This is a genomic window from Muribaculum intestinale, from assembly GCF_002201515.1.
GTDB classification, from domain to species: Bacteria; Bacteroidota; Bacteroidia; order Bacteroidales; family Muribaculaceae; genus Muribaculum; species Muribaculum intestinale.
This window is the reverse complement of record NZ_CP021421.1, coordinates 1,173,670-1,193,647: the sequence shown is the minus strand read 5'-3', so window position 1 is coordinate 1,193,647 and position 19,978 is coordinate 1,173,670. Positions and strand designations below refer to the sequence as shown.

15 protein-coding genes, 3 tRNA genes and 3 rRNA genes are annotated in these 19,978 nt (G+C 51.9%); 15 read left to right on the top strand and 6 right to left on the bottom strand.

Going from position 1 to position 19,978, the window contains the following annotated elements; genetic code table 11:
• The 10 genes from secY to eno all read left to right on the top strand — a co-directional run bounded on the left by secY (position 1) and on the right by eno (position 7,164).
• Entirely contained in the window at positions 1–1,356 is a 1,356-nt protein-coding gene (gene secY / locus ADH68_RS04855; protein ID WP_068961802.1) for a preprotein translocase subunit SecY, read from the top strand.
• A 69-nt stretch (positions 1,357–1,425) separates the two neighbouring features.
• Positions 1,426–2,208, top strand: a complete 783-nt coding sequence (map, locus tag ADH68_RS04850) for a type I methionyl aminopeptidase (protein WP_068961803.1) — start codon at positions 1,426–1,428, stop codon at positions 2,206–2,208.
• 9 nt (positions 2,209–2,217) lie between these two features.
• Positions 2,218–2,436: a translation initiation factor IF-1 gene (gene infA / locus ADH68_RS04845; RefSeq protein WP_068961804.1), complete on the top strand. Its 219-nt coding sequence runs from the start codon at positions 2,218–2,220 to the stop codon at positions 2,434–2,436.
• A gap of 15 nt (positions 2,437–2,451) precedes the next feature.
• Complete coding sequence (gene ykgO / locus ADH68_RS04840; RefSeq protein ID WP_068961805.1) at positions 2,452–2,568, top strand: type B 50S ribosomal protein L36; 117 nt, start codon at positions 2,452–2,454, stop codon at positions 2,566–2,568.
• A 35-nt stretch (positions 2,569–2,603) separates the two neighbouring features.
• The gene (rpsM, locus tag ADH68_RS04835; protein ID WP_068961806.1) at positions 2,604–2,984 is read left to right on the top strand and encodes a 30S ribosomal protein S13; all 381 of its coding nucleotides are present in this window, start codon (positions 2,604–2,606) and stop codon (positions 2,982–2,984) included.
• A 9-nt stretch (positions 2,985–2,993) separates the two neighbouring features.
• Positions 2,994–3,383, top strand: a complete 390-nt coding sequence (gene rpsK / locus ADH68_RS04830; RefSeq protein WP_068961807.1) for a 30S ribosomal protein S11 — start codon at positions 2,994–2,996, stop codon at positions 3,381–3,383.
• Positions 3,384–3,564: 181 nt separating this feature from the next.
• Positions 3,565–4,170 (top strand): 30S ribosomal protein S4, encoded by a 606-nt coding sequence (gene rpsD, locus ADH68_RS04825; RefSeq protein WP_068961808.1) that lies wholly within the window; start codon positions 3,565–3,567, stop codon positions 4,168–4,170.
• Positions 4,171–4,190: 20 nt separating this feature from the next.
• Positions 4,191–5,183 (top strand): DNA-directed RNA polymerase subunit alpha, encoded by a 993-nt coding sequence (locus ADH68_RS04820; protein WP_068961809.1) that lies wholly within the window; start codon positions 4,191–4,193, stop codon positions 5,181–5,183.
• Positions 5,184–5,190: 7 nt separating this feature from the next.
• Entirely contained in the window at positions 5,191–5,676 is a 486-nt protein-coding gene (gene rplQ, locus ADH68_RS04815) for a 50S ribosomal protein L17 (RefSeq protein ID WP_068961810.1), read from the top strand.
• A 192-nt stretch (positions 5,677–5,868) separates the two neighbouring features.
• On the top strand, positions 5,869–7,164 hold the full coding sequence (gene eno, locus ADH68_RS04810; RefSeq protein WP_068961811.1) for a phosphopyruvate hydratase: 1,296 nt from the start codon (positions 5,869–5,871) through the stop codon (positions 7,162–7,164).
• A gap of 98 nt (positions 7,165–7,262) precedes the next feature.
• Here eno and ADH68_RS04805 read toward each other — a convergent pair whose 3' ends face one another.
• From ADH68_RS04805 to ADH68_RS04790, 4 genes are read right to left on the bottom strand one after another with little or no spacing between them, the layout of a single operon-like run.
• Complete coding sequence (locus ADH68_RS04805; RefSeq protein ID WP_068961812.1) at positions 7,263–8,699, bottom strand: lipopolysaccharide biosynthesis protein; 1,437 nt, start codon at positions 8,697–8,699, stop codon at positions 7,263–7,265.
• 10 nt (positions 8,700–8,709) lie between these two features.
• On the bottom strand, positions 8,710–9,606 hold the full coding sequence (locus tag ADH68_RS04800; RefSeq protein WP_068961813.1) for an ornithine cyclodeaminase: 897 nt from the start codon (positions 9,604–9,606) through the stop codon (positions 8,710–8,712).
• A 4-nt stretch (positions 9,607–9,610) separates the two neighbouring features.
• On the bottom strand, positions 9,611–11,422 hold the full coding sequence (locus ADH68_RS04795) for an aminotransferase class I/II-fold pyridoxal phosphate-dependent enzyme (RefSeq protein ID WP_068961814.1): 1,812 nt from the start codon (positions 11,420–11,422) through the stop codon (positions 9,611–9,613).
• Positions 11,423–11,473: 51 nt separating this feature from the next.
• Positions 11,474–12,343 (bottom strand): N-acetylmuramoyl-L-alanine amidase-like domain-containing protein, encoded by an 870-nt coding sequence (locus ADH68_RS04790; RefSeq protein WP_068961815.1) that lies wholly within the window; start codon positions 12,341–12,343, stop codon positions 11,474–11,476.
• 644 nt (positions 12,344–12,987) lie between these two features.
• Between ADH68_RS04790 and ADH68_RS04780 the strand changes: the two genes are divergently transcribed.
• The 5 genes from ADH68_RS04780 (at position 12,988) to nfo (ending at position 19,181) form a co-directional block, all read left to right on the top strand.
• Positions 12,988–14,527: ribosomal RNA gene (locus tag ADH68_RS04780) — 16S ribosomal RNA — on the top strand.
• A 178-nt stretch (positions 14,528–14,705) separates the two neighbouring features.
• A tRNA-Ala gene (locus ADH68_RS04775) sits at positions 14,706–14,779 on the top strand.
• A gap of 144 nt (positions 14,780–14,923) precedes the next feature.
• Positions 14,924–17,831 (top strand): 23S ribosomal RNA (locus tag ADH68_RS04770).
• A 142-nt stretch (positions 17,832–17,973) separates the two neighbouring features.
• A 5S ribosomal RNA gene (gene rrf / locus ADH68_RS04765) occupies positions 17,974–18,082 on the top strand.
• Together the 16S, 23S and 5S rRNA genes with 1 tRNA gene alongside form the textbook arrangement of a ribosomal RNA operon.
• Positions 18,083–18,338: 256 nt before the next feature.
• A complete protein-coding gene (gene nfo, locus ADH68_RS04760; protein ID WP_068961817.1) occupies positions 18,339–19,181 on the top strand; it encodes a deoxyribonuclease IV in 843 nt (280 codons plus the stop codon).
• Positions 19,182–19,355: 174 nt separating this feature from the next.
• Here nfo and ADH68_RS04755 read toward each other — a convergent pair.
• Together ADH68_RS04755 and ADH68_RS04750 are read right to left on the bottom strand one after the other, a co-directional pair.
• Positions 19,356–19,429: transfer RNA gene (locus tag ADH68_RS04755), tRNA-Asn, on the bottom strand.
• A gap of 22 nt (positions 19,430–19,451) precedes the next feature.
• A tRNA-Asn gene (locus tag ADH68_RS04750) sits at positions 19,452–19,528 on the bottom strand.
• Positions 19,529–19,978: the final 450 nt, after the last annotated feature.

Genomic DNA, 19,978 nt, shown 5'->3' with positions numbered 1-19,978 from the left:
ATAATGAGATTTGTTCAGACCTTAAAAAACATTTGGACAATCGAAGAGCTTCGCAAGCGACTTCTTATAACATTCCTTTTGGTATTCGTATACCGAATGGGATGTTTTATCGTGCTTCCCGGCATCCATCCCGATGACCTCGACGCGCTTGCAAGCTTCACCGCCGGAAGCGGTCTGATGCAGCTCCTCGATATGTTCTCCGGTGGTGCGTTCTCCCAGGCGTCCATTTTCGCTCTCGGTATCATGCCCTACATCACTGCATCCATCGTGATACAGCTCCTTGGCATGGTACTCCCCTCGTTCCAGAAAATGCAGCGAGAGGGTGAAAGCGGTCGTCAGAAGCTCAACCAGTACACGCGTTACCTCACCGTGTTCATCCTGCTTTTGCAAGGACCGGCATATCTGATCAACCTTCAGATGCAGGTAAGCAGCGCGGGCGGTCACGCCTCAATGGGCTTCTGGACGGTGGCTTATCTCACCGTCATCCTGGCTGCGGGTTCGATGTTCATCATGTGGCTCGGCGAGAGGATTACCGACCGCGGTATCGGCAACGGTATCTCCTTCATAATCCTCGTGGGTATCATCGCCCGCCTGCCACAGTCGCTCTACTACGAGTTTGTAAGCCGTCTGCCTGACTCTACCGGCTCTGCCGGCGGTCTGGTGATGTTCCTGGTCGAGCTCATTCTGCTCTTCGCCGTAACAGTAGGCGCGGTCCTTCTGGTACAGGGCACACGCAAGGTACCCGTACAATACGCAAAGCGCATCGTGGGCAATCGCCAGTATGGAGGCGCACGTCAGTACATACCCCTCAAGGTAAACGCCGCCGGTGTAATGCCTATCATCTTCGCACAGGCAATCATGTTCATCCCCATCACCCTTGCCGGGTTCGGGGCTACAGCTGATGCCTCGCACGGATTCTTCCAGGCATTCTCCGACATCAACGGCTGGGCCTACAACATCACCTACTTCATCCTCATCGTAGCCTTCACCTATTTTTACACAGCAATCACCGTGCGTCCCGCCCAGATGGCAGAGGACATGAAGCGCAACAACGGCTTCATCCCCGGTGTGAAGCCCGGTAAAAAGACAGTGGAATACCTCGACTCAATCATGTCGCGCATCACCCTGCCCGGATCGATTTTCCTCGGCATCGTGGCAATCATGCCCGCCTTTGCGCGCCTCTTCGGAGTGAGCCAGAACTTCGCCCAGTTCTTCGGCGGCACATCGCTGCTGATTCTCGTAGGCGTAGTCCTCGACACACTCCAGCAGATTGAGTCGCATCTGATGATGCACCACTACGACGGTCTGATGAAGGACGGCAAAATCAAAGGCCGCACAACAGGCAGCGCATATTGATTAATATTGCGTCAAGCGTAAGAATCAGTAAAAACGATATTCGCAATAAGGCTACTTTAAGTAAACTGAATGATCTATCTGAAGACACCTGAAGAGATAGCTAAAATGCGAGAAGCATGTGATCTGGTGAGTCGCACACTTGGTGAAGTTGCCAAGTGGGTGACTCCCGGTGTCACTACACTCAAGCTCGATACAATTGCGCGCGAATATATGCTCGATAACGGCGGCCGTCCGGCCTGTCTGGGCTACGCCGGCTTTCCCGCCACCCTCTGCATAGAGGTAAACGAGACAGTCGTCCACGGCTTCCCGAGCAACTATACACTCCGCGAAGGCGACATAGTAGGCATCGACACCGTAGTCGAACTCAACGGATACAACGGCGACCAGTGCTACACCTTCCCCGTCGGCGACATCGCACCCGCGACCCGCCGCCTGCTGGAAGTGACCAAAGAGTCGCTATACAAAGGCATCGCAGCCTGCAAGGTCGGCAACCGCATCGGCGACATTGCCAACGCCGTCCAGACCTACTGCGAGCGCCACGGATACTCTGTAGTACGCGAAATGTGCGGACACGGCATAGGCCGCGAGATGCACGAAGACCCCGAAGTGCCCAACTACGGACGCAAGAGCACTGGACCGATTATCAAAAACGGCATGTGTCTCTGCATCGAGCCGATGATCAACCTCGGAAAGCGCAATATCCTCATTGAAAAAGACGGCTGGACATGCCGCACACGCGACCGCCAGCCCTCCGCACATTACGAGCATACCCTTGCCATTGTCGACGATAAGACCGAAGTGCTTACCACGTTCGACTATATCCAAGAAGTGCTTAAAGAGAGATTTATTTAATATTTACTTATGGCAAAACAGTCTGCAATCGAACAGGACGGCACCATCGTCGAGGCCCTCAGCAACGCAATGTTCCGCGTAGAGCTTGAGAACGGCCACGAAATCACCGCCCACATCTCCGGAAAAATGCGTATGCACTACATCCGCATCCTCCCCGGCGACAAGGTAAGGGTAGAGATGTCGCCCTACGATCTGTCGAAAGGCAGAATAGCATTCCGATACAAATAAAACAATCAAAATAAAATGAAAGTTAGAGCATCAATCAAAAAGCGCACTCCCGACAGCAAAATCGTGCGCCGCAAAGGACGTCTGTACGTAATCAACAAGAAAAATCCGAAGTACAAGCAGCGTCAGGGATAAATTTTGTAACTTTGCAGAAAATTTAGTCAATTAATATGGCAGTTAGAATCGTGGGAGTTGACCTCCCCCAGAACAAAAGAGGTGAAATCGCCTTGACTTATATCTTCGGCATCGGACGCAGCGCCGCCAAGTCGATCTTGGAGAAGGCCGGAGTTGATGGTAATATCAAAGTAATGGACTGGACCGACGCCCAGGCCGCCGCCGTACGTGAAGTCATCGGCAGCGACTACAAGGTAGAGGGTGACCTCCGCAGCGAAATCCAGCTCAACATCAAGCGTCTCATGGACATCGGTTGCTACCGTGGCATCCGTCACCGCAACGGCCTCCCCGTGCGCGGTCAGAGCACCAAGAACAACGCCCGTACACGCAAGGGTCGCAAGAAGACCGTTGCCAACAAGAAGAAAGCTACAAAATAATAAAATAGTATGGCAAAAAAGACAGTCGCAGCAAAGAAGAGAAACGTTAAGGTTGACGCCAACGGTCAGCTTCATGTTCACTCATCTTTCAACAACATTATCGTGTGCTTAGCCAATTCCGAAGGACAGGTTATCTCATGGTCAAGCGCAGGTAAGATGGGCTTCCGTGGCTCAAAAAAGAATACTCCCTATGCAGCCCAGATGGCAGCACAGGATTGTGCAAAGGTTGCTTATGACCTGGGCCTCCGCAAGGTAAAGGCTTATGTAAAGGGTCCCGGCAACGGTCGTGAGTCTGCAATCCGCACCATCCACGGTGCAGGCATCGAAGTAACCGAGATTATCGACGTTACCCCGCTGCCCCACAACGGTTGCCGTCCTCCCAAGCGCCGTCGTGTATAAGCAATCAGGACTGAACTCTACTTTCACTTACATTTTATCCAACTAAGGGAATCCGATACGCCGACATGGCCTGGGACGTGAATGGACTGCATTTTTTATCACCTCTCTGCAGTCGCGGCTGCACTACCTGGCACATCGGGACGTACCTTACCCCTTTCCCATCAATTTCTGACTAAACAAAATGGCAAGATATACCGGACCAAAAACAAGAATTGCCCGCAAATTCGGTGAGCCTATTTTCGGTGCAGACAAAGTTCTCTCGAAAAAGAACTACCCCCCGGGCCAGCATGGCGTAAACAAGCGTCGCAAGAGCAGCGAGTACGGCGTGCAGCTTCGTGAAAAGCAGAAAGCCAAATATACCTATGGTGTACTTGAGAAGCAGTTCCACAACCTCTTCAACAAGGCCGCCCGCAAGAAAGGTATCACCGGCGAGATTCTGCTCCAGCTTCTCGAGTCACGTCTCGACAATGTTGTATACCGTCTGGGCATCGCTCCCACACGTGCCGCAGCCCGTCAGCTCGTACTCCACCGTCACATCACTGTAAACGGTGCCGTTGTAAACATCGCTTCTTACGAAGTGAAGCCCGGCGACGTAGTAGGTGTGCGCGAGCGCAGCAAGTCACTTGAGGTTATCGCCGACGCACTGGCCGGATTCAACCACAGCAAGTATCCCTGGCTCGAGTGGGACGAATCACTCAAGGCCGGCAAGCTGCTGCATGTTCCCACCCGTGAGGACATCCCCGAAAACATCAAGGAACAGCTTATCGTCGAGTTGTATTCTAAGTAATCATTCCAAACAATAGATCCATGGCTATTTTAGCATTTCAGAAACCTGACAAAGTTGTCATGTTGGAAGCCGACAACCACTACGGTAAGTTTGAGTTCAAGCCATTGGAGCCCGGTTATGGTATCACCGTGGGCAATGCGCTTCGCCGTATTCTCCTGAACTCTCTTGAGGGTTATGCCATATCCTCGATCCGCATCGATGGCGTAAAGCACGAATTCGACACAATTCCCGGAGTAAAGGAGGACGTGACCAACATCATCCTCAACCTCAAGAAGGTCGACCTGAAGCAGACCTTAGAGGACGTAGAGGACGAAAAGGCTACAATCACCGTGTCAGGGCAGGAGGTGTTCAAGGCCGGTGACATTGGCAAGGTACTCACGGGATTCGAGGTTCTCAATCCCGACCAGGTCATTTGTCATTTGGATCCCGATGCAAGTTTTCAGCTCGAGCTTACCATCAACAAGGGCCGCAGCTGGGTGCCCGCCGAAGAGAACGCTACTCCCGGCGATGCTATCGATGTGATTGCAATTGACTCTATCTATACTCCCATCAAGAATGTGAAGTATACCGTAGAGAACTTCCGCGTAGACCAGAAAACCGACTACGAGACACTCATAATCGAGATTACCACCAACGGCTCTATCCTTCCCAAGGACGCGCTTAAGGAAGCTGCCAAGATTCTAATCTACCACTTCATGCTCTTCTCCGACGAGAAGATTACACTCGAGACCACCGAGACCGACAACAACGAGGAGTTTGACGAAGAAGTACTGCGCATGCGCCAGCTTCTCAAGTCGAAGCTCACCGACATGGATCTCTCGGTACGTGCTCTCAACTGTCTCAAGACAGCCGAAGTGGAGACTCTTGGAGAGCTTGTCGTGTTCAACAAGACCGACCTGCTGAAGTTCCGCAACTTCGGCAAGAAGTCTCTCACAGAGCTCGACGAGCTGCTTGCAAGCCTCAACCTGTCGTTCGGCATGGATATTTCAAAATACAAATTAGACAAAGAATAATTAAACGATGAGACATAATAAATCCTTCAACCACCTCGGTCGCAAGAAGGCTCACCGCGACGCGCTGCTCGCCAATATGACTATCTCGCTCATCATGCACAAGCGCATCTTCACCACGCTTGCCAAGGCCAAGGCCCTCCGCATGTATGCCGAGCCCCTCATCAACCGCGCCAAGGAGGACAATACCCCCAACCGTCGTCTGGTGTTCTCACACCTTCAGAACAAATATGCCGTCACCGAACTCTTCCGCGAAATCGCTCAGAAGATCGCTGACCGCAACGGCGGCTACACACGCATCATCAAGACCGGCAACCGCCTCGGTGACAACGCCAAGACATGTTTTATCGAACTCGTTGACTACAACGAAAACATGATGAAGCAGCCCGGCGCCAAGAAGACCGGCCGCACACGCCGCAGCCGCAAGAACTCCGCTGAAAAAGCTGTAGAGGCTCCCGCAGCAGAGGCTCCCAAGGCTGAAGAGGCAGCAGAATAATATATCTGCACGCCTTTGCGTCATAATATGAAAATGTCCGGCTCCCAGACCACGGCGGAGCCGGACATTTTTCTTTCGTATAAAATTTTTAAAAGTTTGCTAAAGCCGTAAGAATCATTTGAAAAATTCGTATCTTTGTGTCCGGCTAAATGACCAAAATCTTATTCTCTCATATAATTAAAACCACCAATTATGAAAATTGAAAAAATCATCGGACGTGAAGTGCTCGACTCACGTGGCAACCCCACTGTCGAAGTAGACGTAATCCTCGAATCAGGCGCCCGCGGCCGTGCATCAGTACCCTCCGGTGCATCGACCGGCGTAAACGAGGCTCTCGAGCTTCGCGACGGCGACAAAAACCGTTATATGGGCAAGGGTGTTACCAAGGCTGTGGCCAACGTAAACGGCCCCATCGCCAACGCTCTCGTAGGCATGTCGGCTCTTGACCAGATCCGTATCGACGAGACAATGCTCGCACTCGACGGCACAGAGACCAAGAGCAACCTCGGCGCCAACGCCATCCTCGGAGTATCTCTCGCCGTAGCCAAGGCCGCTGCCGACTATCTCGATCTCCCCCTCTACAAATATATCGGCGGCTGCAACACATACTGCCTCCCCGTGCCCATGATGAACATCATCAACGGCGGCGCACACTCCGACGCTCCTATCTGCTTCCAGGAGTTCATGATTCGTCCTATCGGCGCATGCTGCTTCAAGGAAGGCATCCGTATGGGTACCGAGGTGTTCCACAACCTCAAGAAGGTGCTTCACGACCGCGGTCTCTCTACAGCCGTAGGCGACGAGGGTGGTTTCGCTCCCGCACTCGACGGCACTGAGGACGCCCTCAATGTAATCATCAAGGCTATCGAGGCTGCCGGTTACGTTCCCGGAAAGGACGTTACAATCGGTCTCGACTGTGCATCTTCCGAATTCTTCAAGGATGGTCTCTACGACTATACCTGGAAGCAGGGCGAAGGCGCTCCCAAGTATACCTCACAGCAGCAGGCTGAATACCTCAAGACTCTCGTTGAGACATATCCCATCGACTCAATCGAGGACGGTATGGCCGAAGGCGACTGGGAAGGCTGGAAGATTCTTACCGATCTTATCGGCAACCGTTGCCAGCTCGTAGGCGACGACCTGTTCGTTACCAACGTTAAGTATCTTGAAAAGGGTATCGAGCTCGGCTGCGCCAACTCTATCCTTGTTAAGGTTAACCAGATTGGCTCTCTTACCGAGACCCTCCGTGCCGTTGAGCTCGCTCAGCGCAATGGCTACACCGCTGTCATCTCCCACCGTTCAGGCGAGACAGAGGACGCTACCATCGCCGATATCGCTGTTGCTACCAACGCCGGACAGATTAAGACCGGTTCTGCAAGCCGCAGCGACCGTATGGCCAAGTACAACCAGCTCCTCCGCATCCAGGAAGAACTCGGTGAAGACGCAGCTTACGGTTACGGCAAGCGCACCAAGATGCCCCAGGCTTAATAAGCACAGGCATTCGCTGCAAACAGCGACAATTATAAAATAGCGGAAGGCTGCTCCAATTGCGGGGCAGCCTTCTGTGTATAAATGTTCTAACTGTATTATGCCGACTTCAGACGCCTCATCATATCCAGTGCCTCGTTTACCGCACGCAGGCGCAACGTGCAGGCTCCCGCTATATATAATGTGGCGAAGATTGCTGCCTGTATGGTCCAGTGCAGGCTTATGCCAAGCCATGAGAGTGACATAAGGGCGCAGAGCAGCGCGGTGCTCAACAATCCGGCGGGGAGTACAGCTCGCGCAATGGCGAAAATACCGATGCCCACCCATTTTCTTGAGAGGAAGGCATTGGTGAGGAAGATATTCACGTTGCTCGCGACTATCGACCATATGAGTGCAGTCATGCCGAAATTCATTCCTATAAGCAGTAGCGCGAGCAATACTCCCCATTTATAGAAACTCCAGAGGAAAAGCTCGCGCGAATGTCCTACCGCGGCAACTCCATAATAATTGATATTGGTAAGACACATGAACACACTGCCGACACACAGAATGCGGAAATATGGTGCGGCCGGCAACCATGCCTCGCCGTAGAGAAATCCAATCAGTGGCTCGGCTACAAGAATCAGAATGAACAGCAGGGGGAAAATGACAAAGGCAATAACCCGGAGATTCATCAACATGGTCGAGATAAGCAGCGGGCGATTGTCCTGAATGCGTGAATAGACGGGGTACATCACCTGCACGATTATCTGAGGCAGAGTATAGCCCGATATCGAGTTGAGTTTGTCGGCCTGGGAGTAATAACCCATCTGTGACGCCGAGAAGCGTTTGCCGATGATGATTCCCTGCACGTTCTGGCACACTGTCTGCAGCAGGTTGGCGCAGAACAGGTAGCCGCCGAAGTTGAACAACCGTCGAAACGCCTGTCGGGAGAATTCAGGAGAAGGGAGCCATCCGGTCACGCAATAGAACATTATTATCTTGATTGCGTTCATCGAAAGCATCATCCCTACCAGGCTCCATATGCCGAGCCCGTAGAGAGCCATTGCTACGGCTGTGGCTCCGCCGAGCAAAGATGAAATGATATCGATGGCCGCCAGGCTGGCAAATGAGAGGCTTTTCTGAAGACGTGTAGTCTGGATTGAGATTATGGCGTTGAGTATAAGTATTGAGCCGAGCACACGCAATACGGGTTGCAACACAGGCATGCTGTAGTAGGCCGCAATCATAGGCGCGGAGATGAATATCAGCAGATAAAAAATGGCTCCGACACCGATGTTCCAGAAAAATATAGTGGAGAAGTCGGTCTGGTCGGCATCCTTGCGCTGTATCAGTGCCGAACTGAATCCGCCGTCGACAAACACCTGACTTACCAGGATAAAAATCATAATCATGCCTATCGCGCCGAAATCGGCCGGCACAAGCAGGCGGGCGAGTATCAGGTTGACTGCAAATTGCAATCCCATTGAACCCAGTCGGTCGACTGAGGCCCATATCGTGCCCTTTATCGCTTTGTTTCCTAAGTTTTCAGCCATTAGCTCCGGACTATTGGAGTATCTCAAGAATCTTTGTGGCAAACAATACGTCGTGGAGTCCGAGGCCAATATTGTAGGCGAGTATGCGCTCGCTGTCGGATGTGCGCCCGGGACGGTTGCCTTTCAGCACATCCTCCAGCTGTGAGAAATCGCGGAAGTCGTGGAAGTAGCGGAATCCCTCGACGTGGGAGCGGTCGTCGGCTACCACGCGGTCGAATACCGTGTCGCAGTTTTGGAATCCGCGAGTGTGTACCGGCACAACGAGCACTCCTGGCTTGAATATGGATGTATCCTCGGCCACAAGGCCGTCGGCATCGGTGATGCACGACACTATGACGTCGCTTCCGTCAGCGAATGCCTCGACAGTGTCTACGATTGAGAACCGCGCGTTGGCATGGGCGGCATATTCGTCTGCGATGCGCTCGGCCTGGTCCTTGTAGCGCATCAGTCGGATGTCGAGAATGGTGTCGGGATTGGTGGCTAACAGGCAGTCGAGAGTTGCCCGGGCCATGGCTCCGAGGCCGATAAACGAGTAGACAGAGGCGTTGCTGCTCCTGAGAGTGGAGATTGCCAGAGTGGCCACGGCACCGGTGCGCATAGCTGTAATCCAGTCGGCATTGACAAGGGCAATCATTTCGCCGGATCTGGTGTCAAACAGCATCAGTTCGCTTTTCAAAGCAGGGTGGGAACCTTTGATGCGTGACACTACTTTGCATCCGAATCGGTTGTACTCTTCCGGCAACAGGCATGGCATGGTGTTGAAGAAGTCATTGCCGCGCGGATGTACCGACAACTTTGCCGGCAGCTGACAGCGGTGTTTCATCATGAATGCTTCACGTACCCATTTTACGCATTGGGCCGGGGTGATGCCGAGCGAGGCAATTTCGGAGGCAGTGATTATTTTCATTTGGTCAGATTGATTTGAGTATTGAAATCAGACGGTCGTTGTCCTGCGGGGAGCGTACAGCCAGGCGCACGAGATTTTTGTCGCCCATGTTCTTTTTGCGTGCGCAGTTGCTTACGAATACGTCATGGTCGAGGAGTATGCGTGTCAGTTCGGTAGATGTGAACCGTGCGGTTATTTCGCAGAGGAAGTAGTTGGCCTGCGACGGCATTACATGCAGGTAGGGTATTTCCTTCAGCAATGTGTAGAAGCGGTCGCGTTCGGCAATAAACCTTCGGCATGCCTTTATGTAGTCGGCCTCATACTTGCCGTATATCTGCATGTAGTATTCTGCGAACGAGTTGATGTTCCATATAGCCACATCTTTTTTCATTCCGGCGATCGTGGTGGTGTCGGCCGATGCGAACACTCCAAGGCGCAGCCCCGGCACTCCGTAGCTCTTGCTTATCGACTTCATTACGCTCAGGTTGGGGTTGTCATAGAGAATGTCGTTGTGCAGCAGGGAGTTGTGCTCGAAATCATATGTGAAGTCGACGAAGCTCTCGTCGACAAGTAGTGCGCAATTCCGCCGGCGGCACCATGCAGACAGCCTTAGCACATCGGCAACGGGTATGAAATTTCCCGATGGATTGTCGGGGTTAATGAGCAGCAGCAGGTCGGGACGCTTGTCGGCGAAGTATTCCATGAGGTCGTCGGCCGTGTATCTGAAGTCGGGCTTGGTGGAGATATACGGTATTATCTCGGCATGTGGCAGGCGGTTGGGGTATTCGTCGAAAGTGGGGTATATCACACCGATGCGTTCGTGGGCGTGGCTCTCGGCGAATGATTTTATCAGTTCGGCCGCACCATTGCCTACTATAATGTACTCCTGGCGTATGCCGAAATACTTTGCTGCAAGCAAAGAGTTGACATGCTGGCCTGAGGGATATTCCGTAAGCAATGTTGCGAAGTTGGCCTTCATCTCGTCGATAAGGCGTTTGGGCGGGAAGAACGGGTTGACGAGATAGCAGTAGTCGAGCAACGACGGGAAACGCCAGTATCCGCCGTAGCGCTTGTGGTACTCATGGTAGCGTGTCTCATTCTGCGAGAAAATCGCCGAGGCGATGTCGAGGTCCTGAATGTCGTCGATTTCATACCATTTCTCGTTTGCCACGGGCAGGGCTTTGAGCGTTGAGTCGTGGAGCATGGTGATTACGCGAAGCACCTGCTCATAGTATTCGTTGTTGCCCATGACCTTGGAGTATGCGTCGAGAAACGGCACGTACTCATTGCGGGAGAAGTCGCGCGAGAATTTGTATATATTTACGGTCTTGTAATATATGTCGGCATCTTCATAGCGGAATGCCTGTTTGGGCACGAAGTTGAGGATGTTGCGTTCAGAGTCGATTGTTACCATAGTGCCGTCCATCCATGTCTCGTATTTTGCCACGAGGGCGAGGTTGGGGTCCGGATGGTTGACAATCATTTCGAGAATGCTGTCTTCGAATATCAGGTCGGACTCGAGCAGAAGAGTGTCATCCTCACACAGCTTATTTTTGGCGAGCGCGAGAGAATATATGTTGTTTGTCTTGTCATATATCGGATTGTCGACATATTCGATGTTGATAACGCCCTTGTAGCGGTCGCCGATGTATTCCTTGAGCCGGTCGCCCTGGTAGCCTACGACAAGTACAAGGCGCGACAGGCCGAGGCGCGACAATTGAGTTATGACTCGGTCGATAAGTGTCACTCCGTTTACTTCGACCATACATTTTGTATGTCCTTTTGTCAGGTCGCCCAGGCGGCGTCCCATTCCGGCCGCCAATATTATCGCTTGCACAGTATGATATAAAAGATATATTTTTGAAAATGAAAAAAACGATTGCTCCGTCTATTCGCAGAGTCGTATTACTCTTATTCCGGTAGCACTTCTGTTTTTACGGAAGTAATCGGCCAGTGGGGCTGATTCGACCACAACCTTGCCGGCTGCCGAAGAGGCATGCATGAGGTGGGGGATACCGTTGCTATCGATTGATATTATGCCCATATGCTGCACGTCGAGTCCTGGCGTTTTTGTTGTTATGGCTATTATGTCTCCGTCGCGCAGCTGTGAAGTTACCCCTTTGCTCCCCACACGCGAGCTCTTTATATACGGGTACCGGTGATTACGGTATCCGAGTTCCATATTCTTTATCCCTTCCAGGTTGGCCGAGTCATTCAGCGCAGGATATTTGTCGCGGTGCGCGCTTATGAAGTCGAGGGTCTTTACTGCGTATTCCGCCTCCGCAAAACTATTTGTAGCCTCTTTTAGATTGCCTCGGTGTACATTGTCGAGTATCCATGCGCTTATATAATGTAGGCGCGAGGCATATCCGTTGATTTCTCCGCCATAATAGCGCATGCGTTTCAGATTATACACGAAGTCGCGCCATGATGTGCGTCCTTCGCCTAAAGTGAAGGCCAGAGCGGCCACATTGTCGATAAATGTGGTGCAGTCGACTTCGTCCATATTTATGGTCAATACTTCGGTGTCCCCCTCAAGGGTGCCGGCGACATATGGTTTGTCGATAAACATTTTTGCTATATAGGCGACACGCTGTTCCGGTCTCGCATTTTTGACGTTGGCGGCAACTTCTATTAATATATTATTGATTGTTGCCGTGTCGGTCGCTTCGTGTTTAAAGCGTATGGCGGGATTGGCTGCCTGGATTGCGTGGAAAAACAACAGTGAAGCGCATAAAGAAAGTAGCTTCTTTTTCATTTTTGTGGGGTGATTGGTAAATAACGATGCTTTTGCACAAAAATAAAAAAAATTCCTCAGATAGCCGTCAGATTCCTTACTCAAATTGGATGATTGGGGAAACGGCCTAAAAAGCACTTGTAAACAAAAGTTAAAGTGATTTTGTTATTTGTTTGAGGGATAATAGTATAGTTTTAAAAAGCATGTTTTACGACATAATTTTCTCGTCGAAAAATTTGGAGGTAATGTGGAAAGTGTCTAACTTTGCACTCGCTTTTGAGAAACACCCCACGGGTGAACGACTCAAGGCCGTCCGGCAGAGGCCGAGGCGAGGCAGACGCCAAGAAATAAAAACAAAAATTTCTTCGAAAAAGTTTGGAAGTTAAGAAAGAAAGTTATTAACTTTGCAACGCTTTTCGCTTCCGGCCTTCCGGGCCGCAAGGGAGCGTCTGACAAGAACATTGAAAGCATTTACAATAGACAAGTAGTACAAGAGAAAGGGTCTGCCGCCGCAACGACGGCGGCATGACATGAAAGTCTCTTAGTCAATTTCTGAGCCAAGCGCAATAAGCGGTCGGGACATGACACTTCGGGTCGGCGATTCTTTGGTTCACAAACCGCGCAGCGGTCGTGAAAGCAATAGAAAAAACAAAGACAACATACATACAACGAAGAGTTTGATCCTGGCTCAGGATGAACGCTAGCGACAGGCCTAACACATGCAAGTCGAGGGGCATCGGGGAGCGAAGCTTGCTTTGCTCCGCCGGCGACCGGCGCACGGGTGAGTAACGCGTATGCAACCTGCCCGTTTCAGCGGGATAACCCGGAGAAATCCGGCCTAATACCGCATGTGGCCGAGGGGAGGCATCTTCTTTCGGCCAAAGGAGGCGACTCCGGAGACGGATGGGCATGCGTGACATTAGCTTGTTGGCGGGGTAACGGCCCACCAAGGCGACGATGTCTAGGGGTTCTGAGAGGAAGGTCCCCCACACTGGTACTGAGACACGGACCAGACTCCTACGGGAGGCAGCAGTGAGGAATATTGGTCAATGGGCGAGAGCCTGAACCAGCCAAGTCGCGTGAAGGATGACGGCCCTACGGGTTGTAAACTTCTTTTGTCAGGGAGCAATTGGGTCCACGTGTGGGCTTAGCGAGAGTACCTGAAGAAAAAGCATCGGCTAACTCCGTGCCAGCAGCCGCGGTAATACGGAGGATGCGAGCGTTATCCGGATTTATTGGGTTTAAAGGGTGCGTAGGCGGAATATCAAGTCAGCGGTAAAAATTCGGGGCTCAACCCCGTCGTGCCGTTGAAACTGATGTTCTTGAGTGGGCGAGAAGTATGCGGAATGCGTGGTGTAGCGGTGAAATGCATAGATATCACGCAGAACTCCGATTGCGAAGGCAGCATACCGGCGCCCAACTGACGCTGAAGCACGAAAGCGTGGGTATCGAACAGGATTAGATACCCTGGTAGTCCACGCAGTAAACGATGAATGCTAATTGTCCGGAGGGATTGACCTCTGGGTGATACAGCGAAAGCGTTAAGCATTCCACCTGGGGAGTACGCCGGCAACGGTGAAACTCAAAGGAATTGACGGGGGCCCGCACAAGCGGAGGAACATGTGGTTTAATTCGATGATACGCGAGGAACCTTACCCGGGCTCAAACGCAGGAGGAATACATTTGAAAGGGTGTAGCTCTACGGAGTCTTCTGCGAGGTGCTGCATGGTTGTCGTCAGCTCGTGCCGTGAGGTGTCGGCTTAAGTGCCATAACGAGCGCAACCCCTATCGACAGTTGCCAACAGGTTAAGCTGGGAACTCTGTCGAGACTGCCGGCGCAAGCTGAGAGGAAGGCGGGGATGACGTCAAATCAGCACGGCCCTTACGTCCGGGGCGACACACGTGTTACAATGGCGGCCACAGCGGGAAGCCAGGCGGCGACGCCGAGCGGAACCCGAAAAGCCGTCTCAGTTCGGATTGGAGTCTGCAACCCGACTCCATGAAGCTGGATTCGCTAGTAATCGCGCATCAGCCACGGCGCGGTGAATACGTTCCCGGGCCTTGTACACACCGCCCGTCAAGCCATGGGAGCCGGGAGTGCCTGAAGTACGTGACCGCAAGGAGCGTCCTAGGGTAAGACCGGTGACTGGGGCTAAGTCGTAACAAGGTAGCCGTACCGGAAGGTGCGGCTGGAACACCTCCTTTCTGGAGCGACCGCACAAGCGGTGAACTCAGGAGGAAACGACGACCTTAACGAAGGCAAAACGTCAGCCGGACCGTAAGGTTTGGCCGGAATGACACAGAGAGGCGTTTCGGGTCATATCCCGGTCTCTTTACTGCTTGGATATTGTTTTCCCATACCGCATCTTCATGATGTGGAAACGGGGGATTAGCTCAGCTGGCTAGAGCACCTGCTTTGCAAGCAGGGGGTCAACGGTTCGAATCCGTTATTCTCCACACAGGAAGGAGCACATTGACATACTGGAAGCAGTCATGATAAAAGTCATGACAGACAAATCGAAATACGAGTGACCAAATTGGCAAAGTATACTACAATATACGGCGGGCTCATCTTATGATGAGTCAAGTCAAAAGACACCAAGGAAAGGAGACAAGGGCACATGAAGGATGCCTTGGCTCTCGGAGGCGAAGAAGGACGTGACAAGCTGCGATAAGCCGCGGGGAGGGGCAAATACCCATTGAGCCGCGGATTTCCGAATGGGGCAACCCACCGGAAGCGATTCCGGTATCTGCGGTATGCGCAGAGGCGAACCCGGGGAACTGAAACATCTCAGTACCCGGAGGAAAAGAAAATAACAATGATTCCGCAAGTAGTGGCGAGCGAACGCGGAGGAGCCCAAACCGGAGATGTGGCAACGCATCATCCGGGGTTGTAGGACCTGACGACAAATTTGGTATCCAGGATAGCCGAACCGGCTGGAAAGCCGGGCCGTAGCGGGTGAAAGCCCCTTAGGCGAAATCCGGAGGATATTGAAGAGACAGGCACCTGAGTATCGCGGGACACGAGAAATCCTGCGAGAATCAGCCGGGACCATCCGGCAAGGCTAAACACTACCGAGAGACCGATAGCGAACCAGTACCGTGAGGGAAAGGTGAAAAGAACCTCGAACAGAGGAGTGAAACAGACCCTGAAATCATGTGCCTACAAGCGGTTCGAGCCCTTGAGTGGGGTGAGAGCGTGCCTTTTGCATAATGAACCTACGAGTCACCGTCGCCGGCGAGGCTAAGTGTCATCAGGCACGGAGCCGGAGCGAAAGCGAGTCTGAACAGGGCGTCAGAGTCGGCGGAGGTGGACGCGAAACCAAGTGATCTACCCTTGGGCAGGTTGAAGGTGGGGTAACACCCACTGGAGGACCGAACCGGTAAGCGTTGAAAAGCTTTCGGATGACCTGAGGGTAGGAGTGAAAGGCCAATCAAACTTGGAGATAGCTCGTACTCCCCGAAATGCATTTAGGTGCAGCCTCGGGGTCAGTACCGCGGAGGTAGAGCGACCGATAGGATGCGAGGGCTTCACCGCCTATCAAGTCCTGACGAACTCCGAATGCCGCGGCACGATCCCCGGGAGTGAGGGCGCGGGTGCTAAGGTCCGCGTCCGAGAGAGGAACAACTCAGACCACCGGCCAAGGCCCCCAAATGCGGGCTAAGTTGAAGACCATAACGAGGTGGGATTGCCTTGACAGCTAGGATGTTGGCTTGGAAGCAGCCATTCATTTAAAGAGTGCGTAACAGCTCACTAGTCGAGTGATCCCGCATGGATAATAATCGGGCATAAGTCCGCTGCCGCAGCCGTGGAATCTCAAATAGCTTTGAGATTGGTAGGGGAGCATTCCGCACGCCGCAGAAGGTGAGGCGCGAGCCTTGCTGGAGGTACCGGAAAAGCAAATGTAGGTATAAGTAACGATAATTGGGGCGAGAAACCCCAACGCCGAAAGACCAAGGGTTCCTGATCAACGCTAATCGGATCAGGTTAAGTCGGGACCTAAGGAGAAGCCGCAAGGCGTATCCGATGGACAGCCGGTCAATATTCCGGCACCCGGCGCAAGAGTGATGCGGCGACGGAGAAGTGACACATCCGCGTGCTGACGGAATAGCACGTTAAACCGCGTAGTTATATACGGCGCAGTCAAGTACACGCTGTATGATGAAACGGGACAGTACCGAGAAGCCCCGGCGGATCGGACAGAGATGGTAATCCGGCTCCCAAGAAAACCCGCTAAACAAATCTTGCGTTGGCCCGTACCGTAAACCGACACAGGTGGTCGGGTAGAATATACTAAGGCGCTCGAGAGAATCATGGTTAAGGAACTAGGCAAATTGACCCCGTAACTTCGGGATAAGGGGTCCCCGCTGCAAGGCGGGGCGCAGAGAATAGGTCCAGGCAACTGTTTAACAAAAACACAGGGCTATGCAAAGTTTAAAGACGAAGAATATAGCCTGACACCTGCCCGGTGCCGGAAGGTTAAGAGGAGATGTCATCGCAAGAGAAGCATTGAATTGAAGCCCCGGTAAACGGCGGCCGTAACTATAACGGTCCTAAGGTAGCGAAATTCCTTGTCGGGTAAGTTCCGACCTGCACGAATGGTGTAATGATCTGGACACTGTCTCAACCATGAACTCGGTGAAATTGTAGTATCGGTGAAGATGCCGATTACCCGCAACGGGACGAAAAGACCCCGTGAACCTTTACTGCAGCTTAGCACTGTGACCGGGTGTGCGATGTGTAGGATAGTCAGGAGACAGCGAATCAGGGACGCCAGTTCCTGAGGAGTCGACGTTGAAATACTGACCTTCGCACATTTGGTCTCTAACTCTCGTTTGAGAGGACACTGCTTGGTGGGTAGTTTGACTGGGGTGGTCGCCTCCAAAAGAGTAACGGAGGCTTCTAAAGGTGCGCTCAGGCCGATTGGTAACCGGCCGCAGAGTGTAATGGCACAAGCGCGCTTGACTGGGAGACAAACAAGTCGCACAGGTAGGAAACTAGAGCATAGTGATCCGGTGGTTCCGCATGGAAGGGCCATCGCTCAAAGGATAAAAGGTACTCCGGGGATAACAGGCTGATCCCTCCCAAGAGCTCATATCGACGGAGTGGTTTGGCACCTCGATGTCGGCTCGTCACATCCCGGGGCTGGAGAAGGTCCCAAGGGTTAGGCTGTTCGCCTATTAAAGTGGCACGCGAGCTGGGTTCAGAACGTCGTGAGACAGTTCGGTCTCTATCTGTTGTGGGCGTAGGAGATTTGCGAGGGTCCGGCACTAGTACGAGAGGACCGTGCTGGACAGACCACCGGTTTACCGGTTGTACCGCCAGGTGCACCGCCGGGTATCCGCGTCTGGACAGGATAAGTGCTGAAAGCATCTAAGCACGAAGCCCTCCTCAAGATAAGATCTCCTCCATATAGGGTCGTTGCAGACTACGACGTAGATAGGTTGCAGGTGCAGGGGCAGCAATGTCCACAGCCGAGCAATACTAATAGCCCGAACCCTTTCCGGGGAGTATAATCCCCCAAATAACAAGTGATAGTATACGACAGCAGGAGTCGCGAGTAAAATAGATAAGTCACAGCTTCCAGAGTGCTACCGACCTGACCCATACCGGCCGGACGATAAGTACCGGTGCCAGGAAAAAGATAAACTAAGGTGGCCATAGCGCGGGGGCTCCACCTCTTCCCATTCCGAACAGAGAAGTTAAACCCCGCCACGCCGATGGTACTGCGAAAGTGGGAGAGTAGGTAACCGCCCCCTTCACGACAGAGCCTGATGATACACAATCATTGGGCTCTGTCTTTTTTTGTATACCCCGCTCTCTTCATGCCGCCCACAGCATATGCGCTCTGATGCATCTTCACAGTGCTCTAATGTGCGTTTTTCAATTGATGTTACGGCAGGTGTTTTCTATTGCCAGCTTTAGAAAATTTTGTATTACTAAATTTGCGTGAGAGGTATGGCTTGTCGTATCTTTGTTGTAATATCATTAATCTTACTAAGCTGAATAAATTGTATGAAATATATCGGAGCACATGTAGCGGTCGACAAGGGTGTAAGTAGTGCGCCTGTCAATGCCCATTCCATAGGTGCCAAGGCGTTTTCCCTTTTTACCCGCAATCCGTCGAGATGGAAGTCGGCACCTATATCCGCCGCTGAGACCGAGAAGTTCAGGATGCGGTGCGAGGAGTTTGGATACACTTCCGAACATATTCTTCCCCACGATAGCTTTCTTATTAATCTGGGTAGTCCGGATATCGATAAACTCGCGGTGTCGCGCAATGCATTTATTGACGAACTGCAGAGGTGTGAGCAGCTGGGGCTGACAATGCTTAACTTTCATCCGGGTAGCCATCTCAACCAAATTGGGATTGACGAGTGTCTCGACCGTATCGCGGAATCGCTCAACATTGCATTGGACCAGACATCAGGTGTAAAGGCCGTGATAGAGAATACAGCCGGCCAGGGCAGCAATCTCGGCCACAGCTTTGAGCAGATAGCGCGTATTATCGATGGTGTCGAAGACAAGGGCCGTGTAGGCGTATGTATCGATTCTTGCCATGCTTTTGCAGCAGGATATAATCTTGCCACTCCTGAGGGCTATGAGGCAATGTGGAAAGAGTTTGACACAGTCATAGGGCGCGATTATCTCAGCGGAATGCATATAAACGACAGTAAGAAAGGGCTTGGCTCGCGGGTCGACCGTCATGAAGTGAGCGGCAGCGGCATGATTGGGCTCGGATTTTTCGAGATGCTTGTCAATGACCCGCGTCTTGACAACATACCTCTGATACTTGAGACACCCGACGATGTGCATTGGTCGGAGGAGATACGGATGCTGTACTCTTTGATTCATTAGAGCCGGGTATACCATTGAATAAAGGACAGGAGGGCTTGCGCTCTCCTGTCGGCATATTTGGATAGTGATGTATGCGTGTGTTTGTCGTATGGAAATCGCCTGGATGTCTGGCGCACCGTTGCGTCTGCATGATAAAAAAGGCGATGTCTGATGGACATCGCCTTGGATTTCTTGCGCTTCAAGATGGACTCGAACCAACGACCCTCTGATTAACAGTCAGATGCTCTAACCGACTGAGCTATTGAAGCAAGAAAATCTGTTTTGTATGTTTGGCGCTTCAAGATGGACTCGAACCAACGACCCTCTGATTAACAGTCAGATGCTCTAACCGACTGAGCTATTGAAGCGGTTGTTGCTTATTCGGCTCTCCGAATTAGCGATGCAAAATTACATACTTTCTTTCATATCTCCAAATTTTTAGCGCATGAATGTTGCAGAAATGTGCAAAAAGTGATTTTTTTGGAAATAATGCGCCCTTTAATCTCTTAGAGCGAACAATTTGAGGCATGAAATATGTTACTAATTCAGTTGTAGAGTTATTGCGGACGGAGACAAGGAGAGGATTACAATACAGTATGGCTTATGGCTCCTCCGCATTGCGGAATAATGCACGTGTCGGCGTAATTCTTAAAATTATGTAATACGGAAATTTTTCTTTATTTCGAGAATGATGTTAATGAAAAAGTCATTAACTTTGTAGTGGATTTTATTGCCGCTACTGCGGACGTATGAAATCCGGCTGACGGCGTATGATGTGCGCACGAAGCAGCAAGTGAGAAAATAAATGTTTATAAACC

Coding starts and splice junctions, on each gene's coding strand:
- ADH68_RS04805 (WP_068961812.1), bottom strand. CDS start 8,699: ATGGCTGAAAACTTAGGAAACAAAGCGATAAAGGGCACGATATGGGCC.
- rpsK (WP_068961807.1), top strand. CDS start 2,994: ATGGCAAAAAAGACAGTCGCAGCAAAGAAGAGAAACGTTAAGGTTGAC.
- infA (WP_068961804.1), top strand. CDS start 2,218: ATGGCAAAACAGTCTGCAATCGAACAGGACGGCACCATCGTCGAGGCC.
- rplQ (WP_068961810.1), top strand. CDS start 5,191: ATGAGACATAATAAATCCTTCAACCACCTCGGTCGCAAGAAGGCTCAC.
- ADH68_RS04800 (WP_068961813.1), bottom strand. CDS start 9,606: ATGAAAATAATCACTGCCTCCGAAATTGCCTCGCTCGGCATCACCCCG.
- rpsD (WP_068961808.1), top strand. CDS start 3,565: ATGGCAAGATATACCGGACCAAAAACAAGAATTGCCCGCAAATTCGGT.
- ADH68_RS04790 (WP_068961815.1), bottom strand. CDS start 12,343: ATGAAAAAGAAGCTACTTTCTTTATGCGCTTCACTGTTGTTTTTCCAC.
- ADH68_RS04820 (WP_068961809.1), top strand. CDS start 4,191: ATGGCTATTTTAGCATTTCAGAAACCTGACAAAGTTGTCATGTTGGAA.
- map (WP_068961803.1), top strand. CDS start 1,426: ATGATCTATCTGAAGACACCTGAAGAGATAGCTAAAATGCGAGAAGCA.
- rpsM (WP_068961806.1), top strand. CDS start 2,604: ATGGCAGTTAGAATCGTGGGAGTTGACCTCCCCCAGAACAAAAGAGGT.
- nfo (WP_068961817.1), top strand. CDS start 18,339: ATGAAATATATCGGAGCACATGTAGCGGTCGACAAGGGTGTAAGTAGT.
- ykgO (WP_068961805.1), top strand. CDS start 2,452: ATGAAAGTTAGAGCATCAATCAAAAAGCGCACTCCCGACAGCAAAATC.
- eno (WP_068961811.1), top strand. CDS start 5,869: ATGAAAATTGAAAAAATCATCGGACGTGAAGTGCTCGACTCACGTGGC.